17 protein-coding genes are annotated in these 14,819 nt (G+C 68.1%); 7 read left to right on the forward strand and 10 right to left on the reverse strand.

Features of this window, described 5'->3' with window-relative positions; translation table 11 throughout:
• The 10 genes from ABZ738_RS31110 to ABZ738_RS31155 all read right to left on the reverse strand — a co-directional run.
• Window positions 1-251: DEAD/DEAH box helicase family protein (locus ABZ738_RS31110; protein ID WP_357219203.1), on the reverse strand; the 251-nt coding region annotated here is incomplete at its 3' end.
• Window positions 248-487, reverse strand: a complete 240-nt coding sequence (locus ABZ738_RS31115; protein ID WP_357219206.1) for a hypothetical protein — start codon at window positions 485-487, stop codon at window positions 248-250. The genes ABZ738_RS31115 and ABZ738_RS31110, both read right to left, overlap by 4 nt.
• A gap of 74 nt (window positions 488-561) precedes the next feature.
• Window positions 562-1,206, reverse strand: coding sequence for an N-acetyltransferase (locus ABZ738_RS31120; RefSeq protein WP_357219209.1), 645 nt, complete (start codon window positions 1,204-1,206; stop codon window positions 562-564).
• Window positions 1,207-1,371: 165 nt separating this feature from the next.
• Entirely contained in the window at window positions 1,372-2,265 is an 894-nt protein-coding gene (locus ABZ738_RS31125) for a hypothetical protein (protein WP_357219212.1), read from the reverse strand.
• A 13-nt stretch (window positions 2,266-2,278) separates the two neighbouring features.
• On the reverse strand, window positions 2,279-3,082 hold the full coding sequence (locus tag ABZ738_RS31130; protein WP_357219215.1) for a methyltransferase domain-containing protein: 804 nt from the start codon (window positions 3,080-3,082) through the stop codon (window positions 2,279-2,281).
• A gap of 103 nt (window positions 3,083-3,185) precedes the next feature.
• Window positions 3,186-4,391: a histidine decarboxylase gene (locus ABZ738_RS31135; RefSeq protein WP_357219218.1), complete on the reverse strand. Its 1,206-nt coding sequence runs from the start codon at window positions 4,389-4,391 to the stop codon at window positions 3,186-3,188.
• Window positions 4,388-5,062 carry a hypothetical protein gene (locus tag ABZ738_RS31140; protein ID WP_357219221.1) on the reverse strand — a complete coding sequence of 225 codons (675 nt, stop codon included), beginning with the start codon at window positions 5,060-5,062 and terminating at the stop codon, window positions 4,388-4,390. Before ABZ738_RS31140 ends, ABZ738_RS31135 begins: the two co-directional genes overlap by 4 nt.
• A 442-nt stretch (window positions 5,063-5,504) precedes the next feature.
• Window positions 5,505-6,956, reverse strand: coding sequence for an APC family permease (locus ABZ738_RS31145; protein WP_357219224.1), 1,452 nt, complete (start codon window positions 6,954-6,956; stop codon window positions 5,505-5,507).
• Entirely contained in the window at window positions 6,953-7,198 is a 246-nt protein-coding gene (locus ABZ738_RS31150; protein WP_357219227.1) for a hypothetical protein, read from the reverse strand. The genes ABZ738_RS31145 and ABZ738_RS31150 overlap by 4 nt, the downstream gene beginning before the upstream one ends.
• A gap of 585 nt (window positions 7,199-7,783) precedes the next feature.
• On the reverse strand, window positions 7,784-8,137 hold the full coding sequence (locus tag ABZ738_RS31155; RefSeq protein WP_357219230.1) for a helix-turn-helix domain-containing protein: 354 nt from the start codon (window positions 8,135-8,137) through the stop codon (window positions 7,784-7,786).
• A gap of 440 nt (window positions 8,138-8,577) precedes the next feature.
• Here ABZ738_RS31155 and ABZ738_RS31160 point away from each other — a divergent pair, with 440 nt between their 5' ends.
• The 7 genes from ABZ738_RS31160 (at window position 8,578) to ABZ738_RS31190 (ending at window position 14,819) form a co-directional block, all read left to right on the forward strand.
• Window positions 8,578-9,117: a hypothetical protein gene (locus ABZ738_RS31160; RefSeq protein WP_357219233.1), complete on the forward strand. Its 540-nt coding sequence runs from the start codon at window positions 8,578-8,580 to the stop codon at window positions 9,115-9,117.
• Window positions 9,118-9,119: 2 nt separating this feature from the next.
• Window positions 9,120-9,590 carry an NUDIX domain-containing protein gene (locus ABZ738_RS31165; protein ID WP_357219236.1) on the forward strand — a complete coding sequence of 157 codons (471 nt, stop codon included), beginning with the start codon at window positions 9,120-9,122 and terminating at the stop codon, window positions 9,588-9,590.
• A 92-nt stretch (window positions 9,591-9,682) separates the two neighbouring features.
• Entirely contained in the window at window positions 9,683-10,252 is a 570-nt protein-coding gene (locus ABZ738_RS31170; RefSeq protein ID WP_357219239.1) for an HD domain-containing protein, read from the forward strand.
• Between the two features lie 864 nt (window positions 10,253-11,116).
• Window positions 11,117-11,551, forward strand: coding sequence for an NUDIX domain-containing protein (locus tag ABZ738_RS31175; protein ID WP_357219242.1), 435 nt, complete (start codon window positions 11,117-11,119; stop codon window positions 11,549-11,551).
• Between the two features lie 36 nt (window positions 11,552-11,587).
• On the forward strand, window positions 11,588-13,474 hold the full coding sequence (locus ABZ738_RS31180; protein WP_357219245.1) for a radical SAM protein: 1,887 nt from the start codon (window positions 11,588-11,590) through the stop codon (window positions 13,472-13,474).
• Window positions 13,471-14,094, forward strand: coding sequence for a hypothetical protein (locus ABZ738_RS31185; protein ID WP_357219248.1), 624 nt, complete (start codon window positions 13,471-13,473; stop codon window positions 14,092-14,094). The genes ABZ738_RS31180 and ABZ738_RS31185 overlap by 4 nt, the downstream gene beginning before the upstream one ends.
• Entirely contained in the window at window positions 14,091-14,819 is a 729-nt protein-coding gene (locus tag ABZ738_RS31190) for a hypothetical protein (RefSeq protein WP_357219251.1), read from the forward strand. The genes ABZ738_RS31185 and ABZ738_RS31190 overlap by 4 nt, the downstream gene beginning before the upstream one ends.

Consider the following 14,819-nt stretch of genomic DNA (forward strand, 5'->3'; position numbering starts at 1 on the left):
CCCATACCGGCGGCGGCCCACACCGCCAGGGTCTGCGCCAGCAGCGGCAGCGACGGGCACGCCACGACCACCAGCCCGGCCGGGCACAGCCGCGCGGCGGCATGTACCGCGACCAGCGACTTACCGGTGCCGCACGCCGCCCGGAACTGGCCGCGACCACCGGCGGCCTGCCCTCGCACGATCGCCTCGACAGCCTCGCGCTGATAGTCGCGAAGCGCTGGCAGCCGCTCGACCCGCCGTGCGCCCGTCACCTCAGCCCCTTCGTCAGTCTCAGGGCCGCGGTCGCCAGTCGGACGATGATCACCATGATCTCGTGCAGGTACCAGCCCACCAGGCCGCAGACGATCAACACCGCAGCCGTGACGACACCGCCGCGTGCCAGCGCGGGGAGATCCGGTGCCACCACATGCAGGGCGGTGGCGGTCCCCACGTAGGTGACACCGCCGGTGATCACCGAGATCGGCGTGTGCACGAACACGATGACCACGATCAGATGCGCTACACGAATCACACGGACAGCCGCCAACTCCGACCTCGCTGGTTCCGGAAGCCTCACGGCCGTCACACGCCGTCGCGGGACGGCGCGGTGGATGACGTCAATGTGGCGCCGGCCCGCGTCGTGGTGTCACGGTGCGCGCGGCGGCGCATCGGATGCAGGGTCAGGCCGTCGGCGACCGTGATCGCGTTGCCGGGCTCATAACCGTTGCGAGCGAGCAGGCGCTGCCCCGGCCCGAGCGTGACGGTCCAGCAGGGCATGGTGACGTGATCGATGCGGCTGTGCACCTCCGCCAGCAGAGCCTGGCCCCGCCCGGTGCCTTGACATTGCGGGCGGACGGCGAGGTAGGCGAGATGGTGGTGGGCCTCGTCGGGCGGAGCGGCAGCGAGCAGATCATGCACCGCCGCGAAGCGGTCGACGTGCGGGCCGGCGGCCTCGGCGAGACGCGCGGCGTAGTCGGCCGGAGGCGGCAGCGGACCGTACCGGCGTAAGCAGACGCTGGCTGCGCTGAAGTCGTCGACGAGGTGGACCTCGCCGTAGAACATGGCGTGCTCTACCCATATCGCGGCGACTGCGGCCAGGACGTGGGCCCGCTCCGCGTCGTCGGGCACCAGCCATTCGGCGAGTGGGCTGGGATGCAACGCCTCGGCGATCACCTCGGCGGCCTCAGCCCTTTCCGCCCATCTGGCGGCCCTGATCCGGTACCCCACCTCGTTCTCCTTCGCTGTCGTCGGTCCGCCGCGAGACGGCGTGCTGGTGTGGGTGGCCGGCGGCAGCGCAACGGGGGCGGTCCGCTGCCGCCGGCCGGGAGACCAGCCGTCGCCTGCTGCTCGGGTCCAGGTTGGGCGGCTGGTCAGGTCGTCACCCGTCACCCGTCACCCGGCGGTGGGTGGTGTGGCGGTGTCGGTGGTGTGGCCTCGCGTCAGGACGAGTACGTGCGAGAACAGGCCCGGCCGGATGCCGCTGACGCGTTCGTGCGCGGCGAGCAACTCCCCCGTGCTCGGGTCGATGACCAGCACGGTGGTGGACCCCTCGGCGGCGACACGAAACGCCAGACCGGCCCGTGCGGCGAGGTCGGTTGTCGGGCCGCCGTAGGTGATGCCGGGAATCCGTGCGAGCACACGCAGTGCCGTGGCCCGCTGGGAGCGGTCGAGGTGTTGGCTGGTGGCCAGGCCGATGACACCACCAGCGAGCAGTCTCGGATAGGCGGGCTCGCCGACGAGCTCGGCTGGCACCAACAGCCTGGCCAACCGTGCCGGGTCGGCCGGGACCGGCTCAGAGAGGTACGGGTGCAGACCTCCCGGCTGGTGGCGGCGCGTGGTCGGGGCGGCGCGATCGAACAGGGACCGCTCATCGGGTCCGGGTTGGTGCTCCACGCCCGCCAGGTCCGGTGCCCGCCGGATGACCTCACGGCCGGATCCGTCCGCGTGCCGCCACCGTCGGACGTCGCTGCGGACGATTCTGTTCGTGGCGCGGGCCCAGGTTTGCAGGTGCAGGTAGGTGTAGGGCAGGTCGGTGGTGGTGTCGGCCGGTGTGCTGGCGAGGGTGTCGGCGAGGATGGTCAGCCGCTGCCCTGCGGTGAGCCCGACGTCGGTCGCCGCTGCCCTGGCGGGTGGGCTGGTCGGGGGCGATGCTGCGGCGGGTGTGCCGCTGGTGTCCGGTCGAGGGGCTGCGGCGGTGTCGGGCTGGCACGCGGCCAGCAGAAGAACGCCGCTGCCGAGGAGCATCGGCAAGAGGCGGCGGCGGTGCGGGTAGGTCGGCGTCGTCATGGTGATCGCGTTCTCAGTCGGCTTTGCGGGCGTGGATGACCCGGTGCGTGTAGGAGGCCAGGAGCACGCGCGGATCGGCCATGAGGGCCCGGAAGCGGTCGAGGTCGTCGTCGGTGAACTCGGTGGTCAGTTCGGGGTGTAGGTGGGTGGCGATGTCGGCGAGGAGTCGGCAACCGGGCTGGTTACCGGTCCAGGTCTCGGTGCCGATGTGGACGCAGTGCTGTGTCATGCCGCGGTTGACCAGCAGGGTCTCGGTGTTGCTCGTCCACGTGCCTGCCTCGTCGCTGCCGGCGATGGTGTGGCGGATCCGGTTCATGACGGCGGCGATCAGGTGGTCGTCGGTGGCGTCGGGTGCCCGGTAGACCCTCGGCGTGGAGGGCAGGATGTCGGCGAGGAGCAGCCAGCCGCCGGGGCGTAGTCGGGCGATCATCTGTTCCAACACGTCCACCGGGTCGCGTAGCGGCTTGGTGCTGCGCCGGGCGACGACGTGGTCGTACCTGTCGTATGTGTCGGGCAGGACGTCCCGGTCCAGGTCACGCTGCTGTATGTCGATGACGTTGGTCGGGGTGAGTCGGCTGGTGTCGGTGTCGACGGCGGTGACGATCCCGTGGTCGCCGACGAGGTGTGCCAGGTGAGCGGTGATCTCCCCGGGACCTGCACCGACTTCGAGCACGGACTGGTCGGGTCTGATGTCGATCCGGTCCACGATTCTGAGGATGACCGGGTCGAGCAGTCGGTGAACCGGGGCAGGGCGTGCCGACAGCGGCGTGGGCGTCATAGGGGCCTCCGGAGGTTGATCTGGTGATGCCGGCGGCATCGGTCATGCGGCGGTGTTCGTGGCGGTGGGATCCGGTCGACGAGTTGGGCGGCTTCGTCGATGGCCTACCGCTGGTGAGGCAGGAGCGGTCCGCCGGTCGAGGTCAGGACGCGGTGGTGACCTCAGGTGTGTGCGGTGCGCGGGGACGCGGGATCGGTGTCCTGATGGCGGCGGTCAGGTCGGCGGTCAGTGCGTCGATCTGCGCGGTGGTGATGCCGGGCATGCAGATGAGGTGGCTGGCGGGTCCGTCGGTGGCCAGCAGCCACTTGACCCGCACCGCTTCCGGTGGGGTGGGGAGGACGACCGTGAAGGCGTGGGGGTACCGCCATGCCTGCCAGCCGGTGGCACGGATCCGGTCGACGGCGTACGCGGCGACGGTGCGGGCTTCGGCGGCCCGCCATCGGTGTCCTTCGCGGCCGTGGACGGCGATGGCGTGCCAGAGCAGGGCGGCGGCCAGGCCGCAGCGGGATCCAGTGACGGTGGTGTCGGCGGCGGCGGTGTAGGCGATCGGCTGTGCGGCCGGGTTGCGGACGTGGTCGCGGATCAGCACCACCCCGCACGGTGTGGGCACGCCGAGGAATTTGTGGCCGGACACGGCGATCGAGTCGATGCCGGCGGCATCGCAGTGCAGCTTGCCGTCGAGGGCGAGGGGGATCCCGGACAGTGCGGCGTCGACGTGTAGGTGCCCGGCCATGGTGTGCTCGGTGAGGATGGCGCGGATGCGGGTGGTGTCGTCGACGGCTTCGGTCATGGTGGTGCCGGCCGTGGCGACGACGATGGCGGGCCATCGCCGTCGGCGTCGGATCTGCGCGGCGAGGTCGTCGTAGTCCATCTCCCCGTCCGGATGCGCCCGCACGACTGCTTTGTAGGCGCCGAGCAGGTCGACGATCTTCGGGATGGAGTAGTGGGCGGCGGTGGAGTAGTAGATCCGGGCTGTCGGCCAGCGCCGGTAGGCGGCGGCCAGGGCGGACAGGTTGCCTTCGGTGCCGCCGGTGGTGACGTAGCCCCACCGGTCACCGGCCGGCATCCCGAACAGGTCCGCCATCCAGGCGATCACCGCCCGTTCCAGCACCCGGGTGTGCGCCACCCCGCCGTTGTCGGCGGGGTCACCGATGTTGTTCCACAGACGCGTGCCGAGTCGTGCCATGACCGCGTTGTGGTCGAGGTCGACCGCGCCCGGGTACCCGATGGCGGTCGGTGCCGCTGCCGCGGCGTCGGCGACGAGGTGGTCGAGGACCGCGGTGACGTCGATGTGATCGCGGCTGAGGTCTGCGGCCACCGCCAGGTCGAGAGTCGAGGTGGTCGTCACTGTGACCGCTTCCGGTGCAGGTGGGCCGTCAGGACCTCGTGCAGGGTGTCGAGGTGGTGCCACACCTGCCGGGTGTCGGCGTCGCCCTGCGTGGTGAGGTCGTGGTGCGGGTTGTGCCAGTGCCGATCCCAGCGCGCTTCGAGGGGCTTGCTGCTGCGCACGCCCGAGCTGCCGATGCGGGCGTGCGGGTCACGATCGACCTTGATGGCCGTGCCGTCGACCAGCAGCGCATAGCACTCGCTCTTCAAGTCGAACGCCGACCTGACCGAGCCGGTCCCGGACGGGCTGCGCAGCGTGCGGGCGAGCTGCTGCCACGACCCGTCGACGGAGTCGAGGGTGCTTATCCCCACACCGACGTAGACCGCGTCGGCGGGCAGGGTCATGTCACCGCCGTTGACCATCGACCGCTCCGGACCCAACGGATGCCACCACCGTCCCAAAGATCTGGCATGGGCGATGTTGTCCGTGGCGATTGCCGTCAGGTCGGCCAGCAGCGCCACGAGGTGCTCCGACTCGGGAGCGGCCAGGAACATGCGGTAGGCGGTGTGCAGCCGGAACCCGTGCGGCTCCGTCGACGACGGCGCGGCGAAGAACAGCATCACCGCGTGCGGGCCGAGGGCCTCCCGCGTCCCGTACCGCTCATCGGCAGCGAGCAGATGCCCCCCATTCAAACCCCGGCACCGGTACACCACCTGGTGACGCAGCTCCACCCACCACCGACGGTCAGAGTCCGACTCACCCTCCGAGCCGCTCTCCGACTCTCCGGCTGCCGCGGTCGACGGCGCTTCCGCAGGCTGAGGCGGCTCCGGCGGAGGCTCAGGCGTCTGTGGCGGAGGTTCCGCAAGACGTTCGTACGCGACCGACGGTGGCCCGTACCCAGGTCCAGGCGGAGGTCCGTATCCAGGTGCGGGCTGTGGCCCGTAGCCAGGTGCGGGTGGCGGTCCGTATCCAGGTGCGGGTGGCGGTCCGTGGTCGGGCCGGGGTCGGTGGTCGGCGGGCGGCCGGTGCGCGGCGGGCGAGGGCACCTGGCGGTGCTCCGGGCTCCAGCCGGGATGCAGGGGGTCGACGGGGCGGCCGGGAGGTCGTCGCGCGTGAGTCATCATCGTCGGCCCGTCAGATCGAGATGTTCAGGGCATCGGGCACCGCGTTCGGCTGCGGAGTACCGTCACCGATCCCGGCGTAGACCTCCGGCCGGGACTGCCGCACGTACTGGGCCCACATCCCGCCCGCGACCGCGGCGGCGATGATGATCGTGGGCAACAACAACGGAAACGGGGATCCGGGCGCGGCCCCCAGCAGACTCCCGACGTTCAGGATCATCGCGGCGAGCACCACCGTCCCCGCGACCAGGCCCAGCACCGGAGCGATCCGCCACTCCCACACGCCGGCCCGATCACCCCGCACCTCGGGTGGGGCGAGCAGCGCGGCCAGGGACGCGGCCAGCAGCAGGCTCAGCAGACCCAACGCACCCAACGTCGACAGCCAGGTGAACATCTGACCCACCGGGTCGGCGCCGGCCGCCGCGAACCCCGCCACCACCACACCGGCGATGACCGTCTGCGTCAGCGAACCGCCACGCGGCGCACTGACCCGCGTGCCGCCCTCGGCCCCCGCGAGCCGGGCCGGCAGCACACCCTCCCGCGCCATCGCGAACACATACCGCGCGACCACAGCGTGGAAAGACAGCTTCGCGGTAAGGATCGCCAGGAGCAGCATCACTCCCGCCAGCGCCACCACCCCGCCACCGGCCCGGCTCAGGATCGTGAACGGCAGATCGCCGTCCACCGCAGCCGCCTCGCCGACGGCAGTGGGACCGACGGCCACACCCATCGCCCACGCCGCCACCGCATACACCCCACCCAGGACGAGCGCACCGACGACCGAGGCCCGACCGACCGACCGCCGGTCGACGGCCTCCTCCACGAACGACCCCGGCGCGTCGACACCCATCAGCGAGGCCACACAGAACGCCACCGCCCCGCCGATCCCACCGACCATCAACCCCGCCACGTCGAAGCCCGCCCACACATCACCAGCCGACGCCTGCCCCACACCGGCCAGCACGAACACGGCGACGAGCAGCAGCGACACCACCAGCACGACCGCCAGCAGCCACGTCGAGCGGACGATCGGCGCGCGACCGAACGCCGCGACCGCCACCAGGGCGATGCCCGCCCACACCCACCACACCCCGCCGACCTGAGCCGCGAGAGTCGCACCGAGCAGCCCGTACAGGCTGATCTGGATCCCGTTGTAGGCCACCAGCGCGACCATGCCGCCGGCCACACCCCAACCACGACCCAACCCACGGGCGAGGATCCCGTAGTAGGCCGCCGGGTGCCCGACCTGACGCGCCATCGCCGTGTAACCCACCGCCAACACCGCCACCACACCCGCGACCAGCACATACGTCAGCGGCAGCGCGGTGATGCCCGTGGTCGCGTAGATCGCGGGGATACCACCGACCAGAACAACCAAGGGTGCGGACGCCTGCGCCCCGAACACCCACAACCCGAACGGCGTCACCGTCCGACGCGCCAACGCCACCTGCACTCCCGCCGTCACCGCAACTCACCCCGCTCCGGAGAGTCGGGGCACGACGAGTTGCCGCAGCCGGACACCGGATGCCCGATCACCGCGGACGCGTCGGCCGCCACCACGTACACCGCTGCGGGCCGCACCGGCCCGACACGCCAGAAGCCCTGGTCACGGGCCACGGCACGGTCGGCCGTGTGCCGGTCGGCGGTGAACCCGAACAGGTCGTGGCGACCGTCGCGCCACTCCCGACGCACCGCCCAGCCCCACACCTCCTCACTCGATCCCGTTCCTCCGTCCGTCGGGCTACTGGGCGCGAGGATCTTTCGCCCCGACAGCCCCTGTCGGGCATTCAGTCGCCACAACATAGACAGGGAACGATTACGCATGCGAACAGATTGCACGAGGGATGCTCCTTCGTCTTCGAGAGGGCGCGATAGGTAACCCGGCATTGCCCCGGGCCTCACGCAACAGGGAATAGGTGTGCGAACTGCCCATCGATTCGCGCCGCGAGCGGCGCCAATTCTTAGGCGACAAATAACAGGCCACACAGTTGCCGCAGACAAAGCAGCAGGCAGCGTTTCGTTGCCACCTCCTGCGCGACCAAGAAACCGTCACGCATCAGCAGCATCTGAACTGCATATCGCGGGCCTAAGCGGGTCAGCGGCACGGCGCGACCGGCTGACCGGTTCGGATACGATCACCGAGAACCGATCAACTTTCCACATCGACGATCGTCGCGTCCGCCCAACGAGCCTAAACCCACTGTGATGGGCTTCGTGAACACCTTGCTAGAGGGGCAGGAACGCGAAGGGAGGCGGAAGGCTTGTCCGCATATTCCAGGTGGGCGGATGAATTCAACGTTCGTACGCAAGTCCCATCAGGCCGCGCGGAATCCCCAGTCCTACTGATATCCGTTCGAGTACCTCGTAAGAGGTCACCCGCTGTCGGCCTCGGATAACTGCACGGACCTGGTTCTCCGTAGTGCCGGTGGCCGCGGCGATCGCCGACTGACTCCAGCCTCGCGATTTGAGGAAGCGAAACACTGTACCGATGTCGTGTTGACGTAGCGAATCGGCCAGCGACCGCCCCTCAAACTGGTCGTTGAGCCACCAGGACGGGTCGGCGTGACCAGGCGACCGCCAACCTGCATACGTCACGGACATCGCCTTGGTCACCGCGATGCTGCCTGACAATGCCTTCGTGGTCATCCTGGTCTCCCAAACGTACGGCGGCACCAGCGTGCGTAGCGACGTCCTGCACTACGCCCGATTGGCGAGGAGCAGGCCTCGGCACCGGGGTTGCCTTGTATCTGATCGCTCTTCGTCGGGATGTGGACACCGCCCGCCAGGGACTTTCGCGGACGTCTTGATGGTGATATAAAGGCCCCCATGCGTCCCTCTGTCGTGGCTCGATCCTGATGCCCAACGAGCGCCTCCGAGGTGCCCTGACTGCCAAAGGGCTGACGACACAGCGCTGCGCGGAAGCCATCGGAGTCGACCCGAAGACGGTGGAGCGTTGGATCACGCGCGACCGCGTCCCACACCGCGCTCACCGCGTCGCCACCGTCGACCTACTCGGCGTAGACGAGACTTATCTGTGGCCCTCGGTAGCAGACGACCTCAGAGTTGTTTCTGCGGGGCGAGCCGAGATGGTCGAGTTCTACCCGTCCCGCTCAGCGGTGCCGCTGGAGCTATGGCGTTCATTGATTCAGCAGGCACGTGAATCAGTTGACATTCTTGTTTACGCCGGCCTATTCCTTCCGGAACTCCACGACATCACCCGATTGGGTGATCGAGCACGCCAGGGGTGCCGAATCCGGGCGCTTCTGGCCGATCCGAACGGAGCCGGAGTGCGTCGCCGCGGAGACGAAGAGGGATTCGGAATCGGGCTCGCCCATCGCGTACTACTTAGCCTGCGCTACTACGAGCCAATCCTGGCCATTCCAGGCGTAGAACTACGCCTGCACGACACAACCCTGTACGCCTCCATCTTCCGGGCTGATGAGACGATGCTGGTCAACACTCATGTCTACGGATCGACGGCCGCCCACAACCCAGTTCTGCACCTACGGCGCATTCCCGGTGGCCGTGTTGTTGACCACTACATGACCAGCTTCGACCGAGTGTGGAACCAGGCGAAGACCACAACAGACATTGACGCGGTAATAGCCGGGTTCGACGGGAGATAAAGATGCCGCGTCGTGATTACTTCAACGACCCCAATTCCCCGAAGGCAAACAGCGTTGTGCCATCGGTCGTCGCAGCGGTACGGAATCAACGCGGTGAGCTACTGATGATCCACCGCACCGACAACAACTTGTGGGCGCTTCCCGGCGGTGGGCACGATGTCGGTGAATCGATCTCTGACGCTGTTGTGCGGGAAGTGCGAGAGGAAACTGGCATCGAGGTGGAGGTAATGAGCATCGTTGGTATCTATACCAACCCGCGTCATGTGATGGCATACGACGATGGCGAGGTACGCCAGCAGTTCTCGATCTGCTTCACAGCTAGGCCAGTCGGCGGGCAACTGGCTACCTCCACCGAATCACGCGATGTTCGATGGGTAAATCCAGCCGATCTCGGCCAGCTCGACATCCACCCGTCGATGCGCCTCCGCATCGACCACGCGCTCCTTGCCCAGGCGGACCCGTACATCGGCTGAAATCTGAGGGACCCTCCACTGCTGGTAGAAACCTCGGCAGGCCCCAGCGAGTGGGTGGGAGCAACACACGCTGAGCGGCTAGCGTTTGCGGAGTGTCTGACCTCGTCGCCCAAGCGCAACAGCTCGCCGCTAACCTGCTCGACGCTCCGACACTTGCTCATCGTTGGGCCCATGTACAGGGTGTCGGGCAGCGGGCAGTCGAGCTGACAGCAACGGTCGAGCCGCATCAACGCGATCTGTTAGTAGCGGCATCGTGGCTACATGATGTCGGCTACGCCCCCGAACTAGTGGACACCGGCCTCCACTCCCTTGACGGCGCGCGATACCTGCAGCAACATGGGTTTTCCCCCCAGCTTGTGGGGCTAGTCGCCCATCACACCTGCGCCCGATTCGAGGCGACCGAGCGCGGCTTGACAGATGACCTAGCCACCTTCCCGCTCGACGACGGGCCGCTAATGGACGCTCTGGTCACCGCCGACCTCACGGTCGGACCACAGGGACAGCGGCTCGACGCCGACGAGCGTATCGCGGAGATCCTGCGCCGTTATCCTCCAGAGAGTGCGGTCCATCGAGCGATCAATCGTGCTGCACCCCTTCTGCTCGCACACGTGCGCCGGACTCTAGACAGACTCGATTGCACCGCCCTTGATGGTGGTCCTTGACGGTCCTCGGTGGGAGGATGACGGTGGCGCGTATCCGGCTGTCCGTACAGGTTGAACTGATGTCCGGTCGCAGCATCGACCTGTGCCCTCGACCTGGCAGCGTCCTCGCCGCGAGCAGGTCACATACTCTCGCTCAGTTCGCGGAACGCGATCGACTTGGCGTTCGCCCGGTGGGACCGCGCCCACATCCACATGTTCACCATGGCGGACTAGACACAGATTGCGCCGCTTGAGCTGCGGGATGGCCCAGGCACCCGAGGGCAGCAGCGAGAGTGTCAGGACCGCCGCTGAGCCGGCTGGGCGGCGGTGAGCAGGTCACGTACGTGTTCGACTTCGGCGGTGAACGGGCGAACCCGTGCACGGTCGCCGAATCCCGCATCGATCGGCTGGAAACGTTCGGTGGCCTGCCTGCCGAGCCGATGCCGTACTTCGCGACTGGGGTAACCCTCCCGGCCAGTACGGACGGCGCTGGGACGGCGACGGGCAAGTCACAGCCACCGCAACCGCCGGGCCAGCCGCTTACAGAACCTCCGCTGCTCCTGCCGCAGCGGGGACCACGCCAGGAGCGGACAGTAACGGCCTGCAGAGCATCGCCGACAACTGCCTGCGCCTCCGGACCCCCCACCATGACCCCCCATCGTGGCGTCGACAGGCGCGCAGGCTTGCGGGCAGGCTGGAGCAATTCCAAGCCCCGTTACTTCGGTTTCGAAGGCCGGTTCGTTGACCACTTCGGATTCCGCAACGCCTCGTGACAAGTTTTAGGCTCAACGCCGCTTGCCCAAGCGAGCGAATATCTGTCGCCATAGGTCGCAGGGCCAGCTCTGCTGGGCGCGTCCAGTTCCCATGACTGATGAGGGGTTGCCGGTGCCTGAGAAGGTCACTAAAGAAAAGGTCCTGTGCTACATCGTTCGTGACGGGAAGTTGCTGGTCTTCCGGCACACCGATTACAGCTACGAGGAAGTCGGCATCCAGGTCCCGGCTGGCAGCATCCGCGCCGGCGAGACGCCGGAAGCGGCCGCGCTGCGCGAGGCTCGGGAGGAGACCGGCCTGAGGGACTTCAAGGTCGTGCGGAAGCTCGGCGTGACTGAGTACGACATCAGCCCGTACCGGTTCGAACTCCAGCGCCGTCACGTCTTTCACCTGGAGCTGACCGAGTCGGCGCCGGAGCGGTGGATGAGCCAGGAGGACCACGACGGGGAGCAGGAGCCCACTCACTTCGAGTGCTTCTGGATTCCACTCGAGGCCGCCCACATCCTCCAGTCCGGCCAGGGTGCCCTGTTGGGACGCCTGTACGACTGATTCCCGTCCGGTCACGGCCACCCCGGGAGGCAGCCGATGCGCCGCACCACTGAACCGCACGACCCCATGGTCCGCCTGTACCGCGGCCTTGATGCCGAGGACACCGGCAGCGCCGTTTCGGTGATCTTGAAGTTACGGGGTGAGACCTGCGACATCGACTGCCTGTACTGCTACGAGAAACGTAAGGAGGCCCCGGGCGGAGCTCGGATCGACGCCGGCCAGGTACGTCGGCTCACCGAGCTCTTCTCGGGGCGTCCGCTCGCCGTCGAGCTGCATGGCGGCGAGCCACTGACCGCCGGGCGCGACCACGTCGCCGAGGTTCTGCGTGAACTGGCCGACCAGCCCAGTGTGGTACGGGTTTCGATGCAGACCAACGGCGTACTCCTCGATGAGCAGTGGCTGGACCTGATTGACGCCTTGTACCCGAACCTCCAGATCGGCATCTCCCTTGATGGGGACGCAGCAGGCAATTCCTGGCGGGTTGGTTACGACGGTCAGCCGGTCTACCCGCGCGTGGCCACCGCCCTGCGGCTGCTAGCCGATCGCAGCAGGACGGTGGGCGTGATCGCTGCGGTCACCCCGGCCGTTCTCGGTCGCGCCGAGGCCGTCTTGGACCATCTCGCCAGCTTCGAGGCAGTCAACGCCATCAGCTTCGTACCCTGCTTCGATGCATCCGTTCAAGACCCCACCGCTGCCCAGGGGCGGAGACTTCCCGAGAGCCGACTCCTTCAGCTCGCGGCCGTGCGCGGCCCGAAAGGAACCGCGTGGGCGACCACCCCCGACCAGTACGCCGAGTTCGTGCTCGCCGCCGCCGCTCGCTGGATCGGTGCCGGATACTTCGCCCGCCTGAAACTAGAGCCGGCTGTATCCACCATCCGGCGGCTACGCGGGTTGGACACCGGCTTCTGTCACTTCTCCAATCTCAAGTGCGACCACGTCTTCACGCTCTACCCGGACGGACGACTCGGCAGCTGTGACGAATTGCCCTGGCCGCAGGCCCAGCTAACCCTCTTGAACCAGGTTTCCGGGCAGAACGCGGTCGTCGCAGCCCAGCGGCGGTTGCCGCTGCTGAGTCAGGGCAAGGCCCTGATGGAGCGGTGCATTACCTGCGCATACCAGTCCACCTGTGGCGGCGGCTGTGTCGCAACCCGCTGGCGCCAGGACCAGGCAGGGGAGCAGGACGCCTACTGCGACTACCGGATACGGATGATTGACGGCACTGCGGCACTCCTCGCCCAGCCCGCCCATCCGGCGGGTGCATGGTGCCGCAGGGTGCGCTGGCGCCCTCGCACGCCGAACAGCATGCCCCACATCGCCACCTTCCTGGCACGCTGGGACCGCCCCAATGCGCGCCGTCGACCTACGCGGCTGTACACCAGCGCGCACGGCAACATCAACACGGTCGGCCTGCCCGGAGTGCATGAGGCCGACGACCTGGACCCGGCTGACCCTCAGTGGCGGGAGGCAATCGAGCCCGGCGTCCGCTCCCTGGTCGATGCCGTCACTCGGGACTGGCACCTGGTCACCTACGACAGCTGTCAGGGACACCCCTACCCCGGTCTCGATCTGCCGCCCGCCGAGCGCCGGGTTGGCATCCTTCCCCGCGACCGGACCGAATACGCGCACGCTGCTGCCGCCCTGTGTCGCGCGATCACCGCGGCGGACACCGACCTGCCCGCCCCAGTCCAGGTGACCGTCGGGCGAGCAGAGTTGACCTGCAAGGCCACCGGACGCAGGAGCCCCGTGCTCGACCTAGCCCTGCGGCCGGCCGATGGGCACGGCTGGCCGTCGTACTTCGACGCCGTAGACGCGGCCACCCGTGCTGTCGTCGACATGCTGCGCGGCGAGCGACCCACCGAGGCCGGCTGTTGCTGCCCGACACCACAGGCCACACCTCCGACGAGCGAGGATGTGTGGGCGTGAATCGGGTCATGGACGTGCTGACGATCAACCAGCTTCTGGGGCGGATCGTCTACTTCCACGCCCTGTTCATCGAGCCCGCGCTCGAGCCCAGCACGGCGCGCGGGCCGGGTCGAGTGTGCTGCAACCATGGCCTAGCCTCGGACCGCAGCACTGTGACCGAGTTGTTGCCAGACTCCCCCTGGCTGGCCCTCGTCGAGGTCGCCGCCACCCTCCCGGCCCATCATCAGCCGTGCCTACAGGCTGATAGCGCGTGCTGTGCCACCTGCCGTGTTACGGCCGCAGCCGCTGCAATCGCGGCTGGATGGGCGCAGACCGAGTATCGCAGCTACCAGCGGACTGAGCCCGACGAAACGCTCCTGCACTCCTGCAGACTCGCGGCGGCAGCCCGGCTGGGATGGGCCTTCGCCACCCAGCACGCTGCTTCGTGCCTGGTACTGGACCGGCTGACCGCGCCTGAGTCACTGCCCGGCAGGGGGGAACTGCCGCTGACCGGCGAGTTGCTGGCCCTCTGGGCCAACCCGACCACCAACACCTACCACCCAGTGGCCAGCTGGCTGAATCACTGCACTGGCCTGGACGACGTCCGCCAAGTGCGCGAGACGAGGAGGACCGACTCGTGATCCACATCGCCGAGACCGTCGCGGTTGGCAGCATCGAAGGGTTCCTCGACGCTGAGGAGCGGGACCGGCTTGCCGCCGTCATGAACGGCTTCCTCACTGATAAGGGACGGGTCCGCTTTGGCTCGCAGCGGGCCACCTCCATCCATGAGATCCCTGGCCACTCCAGCGAGCAGGCTATGGCCATCTACGAGCCAGCCGGACGGATCGAGGTCCCAAGGATCCCGGACCAAGCCGAGAACCTGCTTCAACGGGCCTTCGACCGCGCCCGCCCCGCGCTGTCCCGCGTCATGCCGTCGATCACCGCCTGCCGGCCGTGGACCTATGTCGAGTACGGCTGCGGCCAGCACATCACCGGCCACCTCGACGGTATTGCTCCCGACCCGCTCGCCTGGCCGCGGCAGATCGCCGGCATCAGCGTGGTGATCTCCGAGGCGGAGGCCGGAGGGGCGTTCTACGTCGAAAGCACCTCCAGCGACCGCCTGTGGAATGACCGCCTACAGCACGGCGCCCAGGAGCATGGCTACGCGAATGGCATGTGGCTGGCCAACGACGGAGCGGACCACTCCGCTGACTGGTATACGGCCATGCCCCGCACCCGGTGGAGCGTGACGCCCGCCCCGGGCACTGCTCTGCTCTACGGCTCGCAACTCACCCACGGCACCAATCCGGTCACCCGGGGCCACGTCGCAAAGTTCATCAGCTGGCTGATCGCCGAGAGGGACTAG

Source organism: Micromonospora sp. NPDC047793 (assembly GCF_040642635.1).
Lineage (GTDB): Bacteria > Actinomycetota > Actinomycetes > Mycobacteriales > Micromonosporaceae > Micromonospora.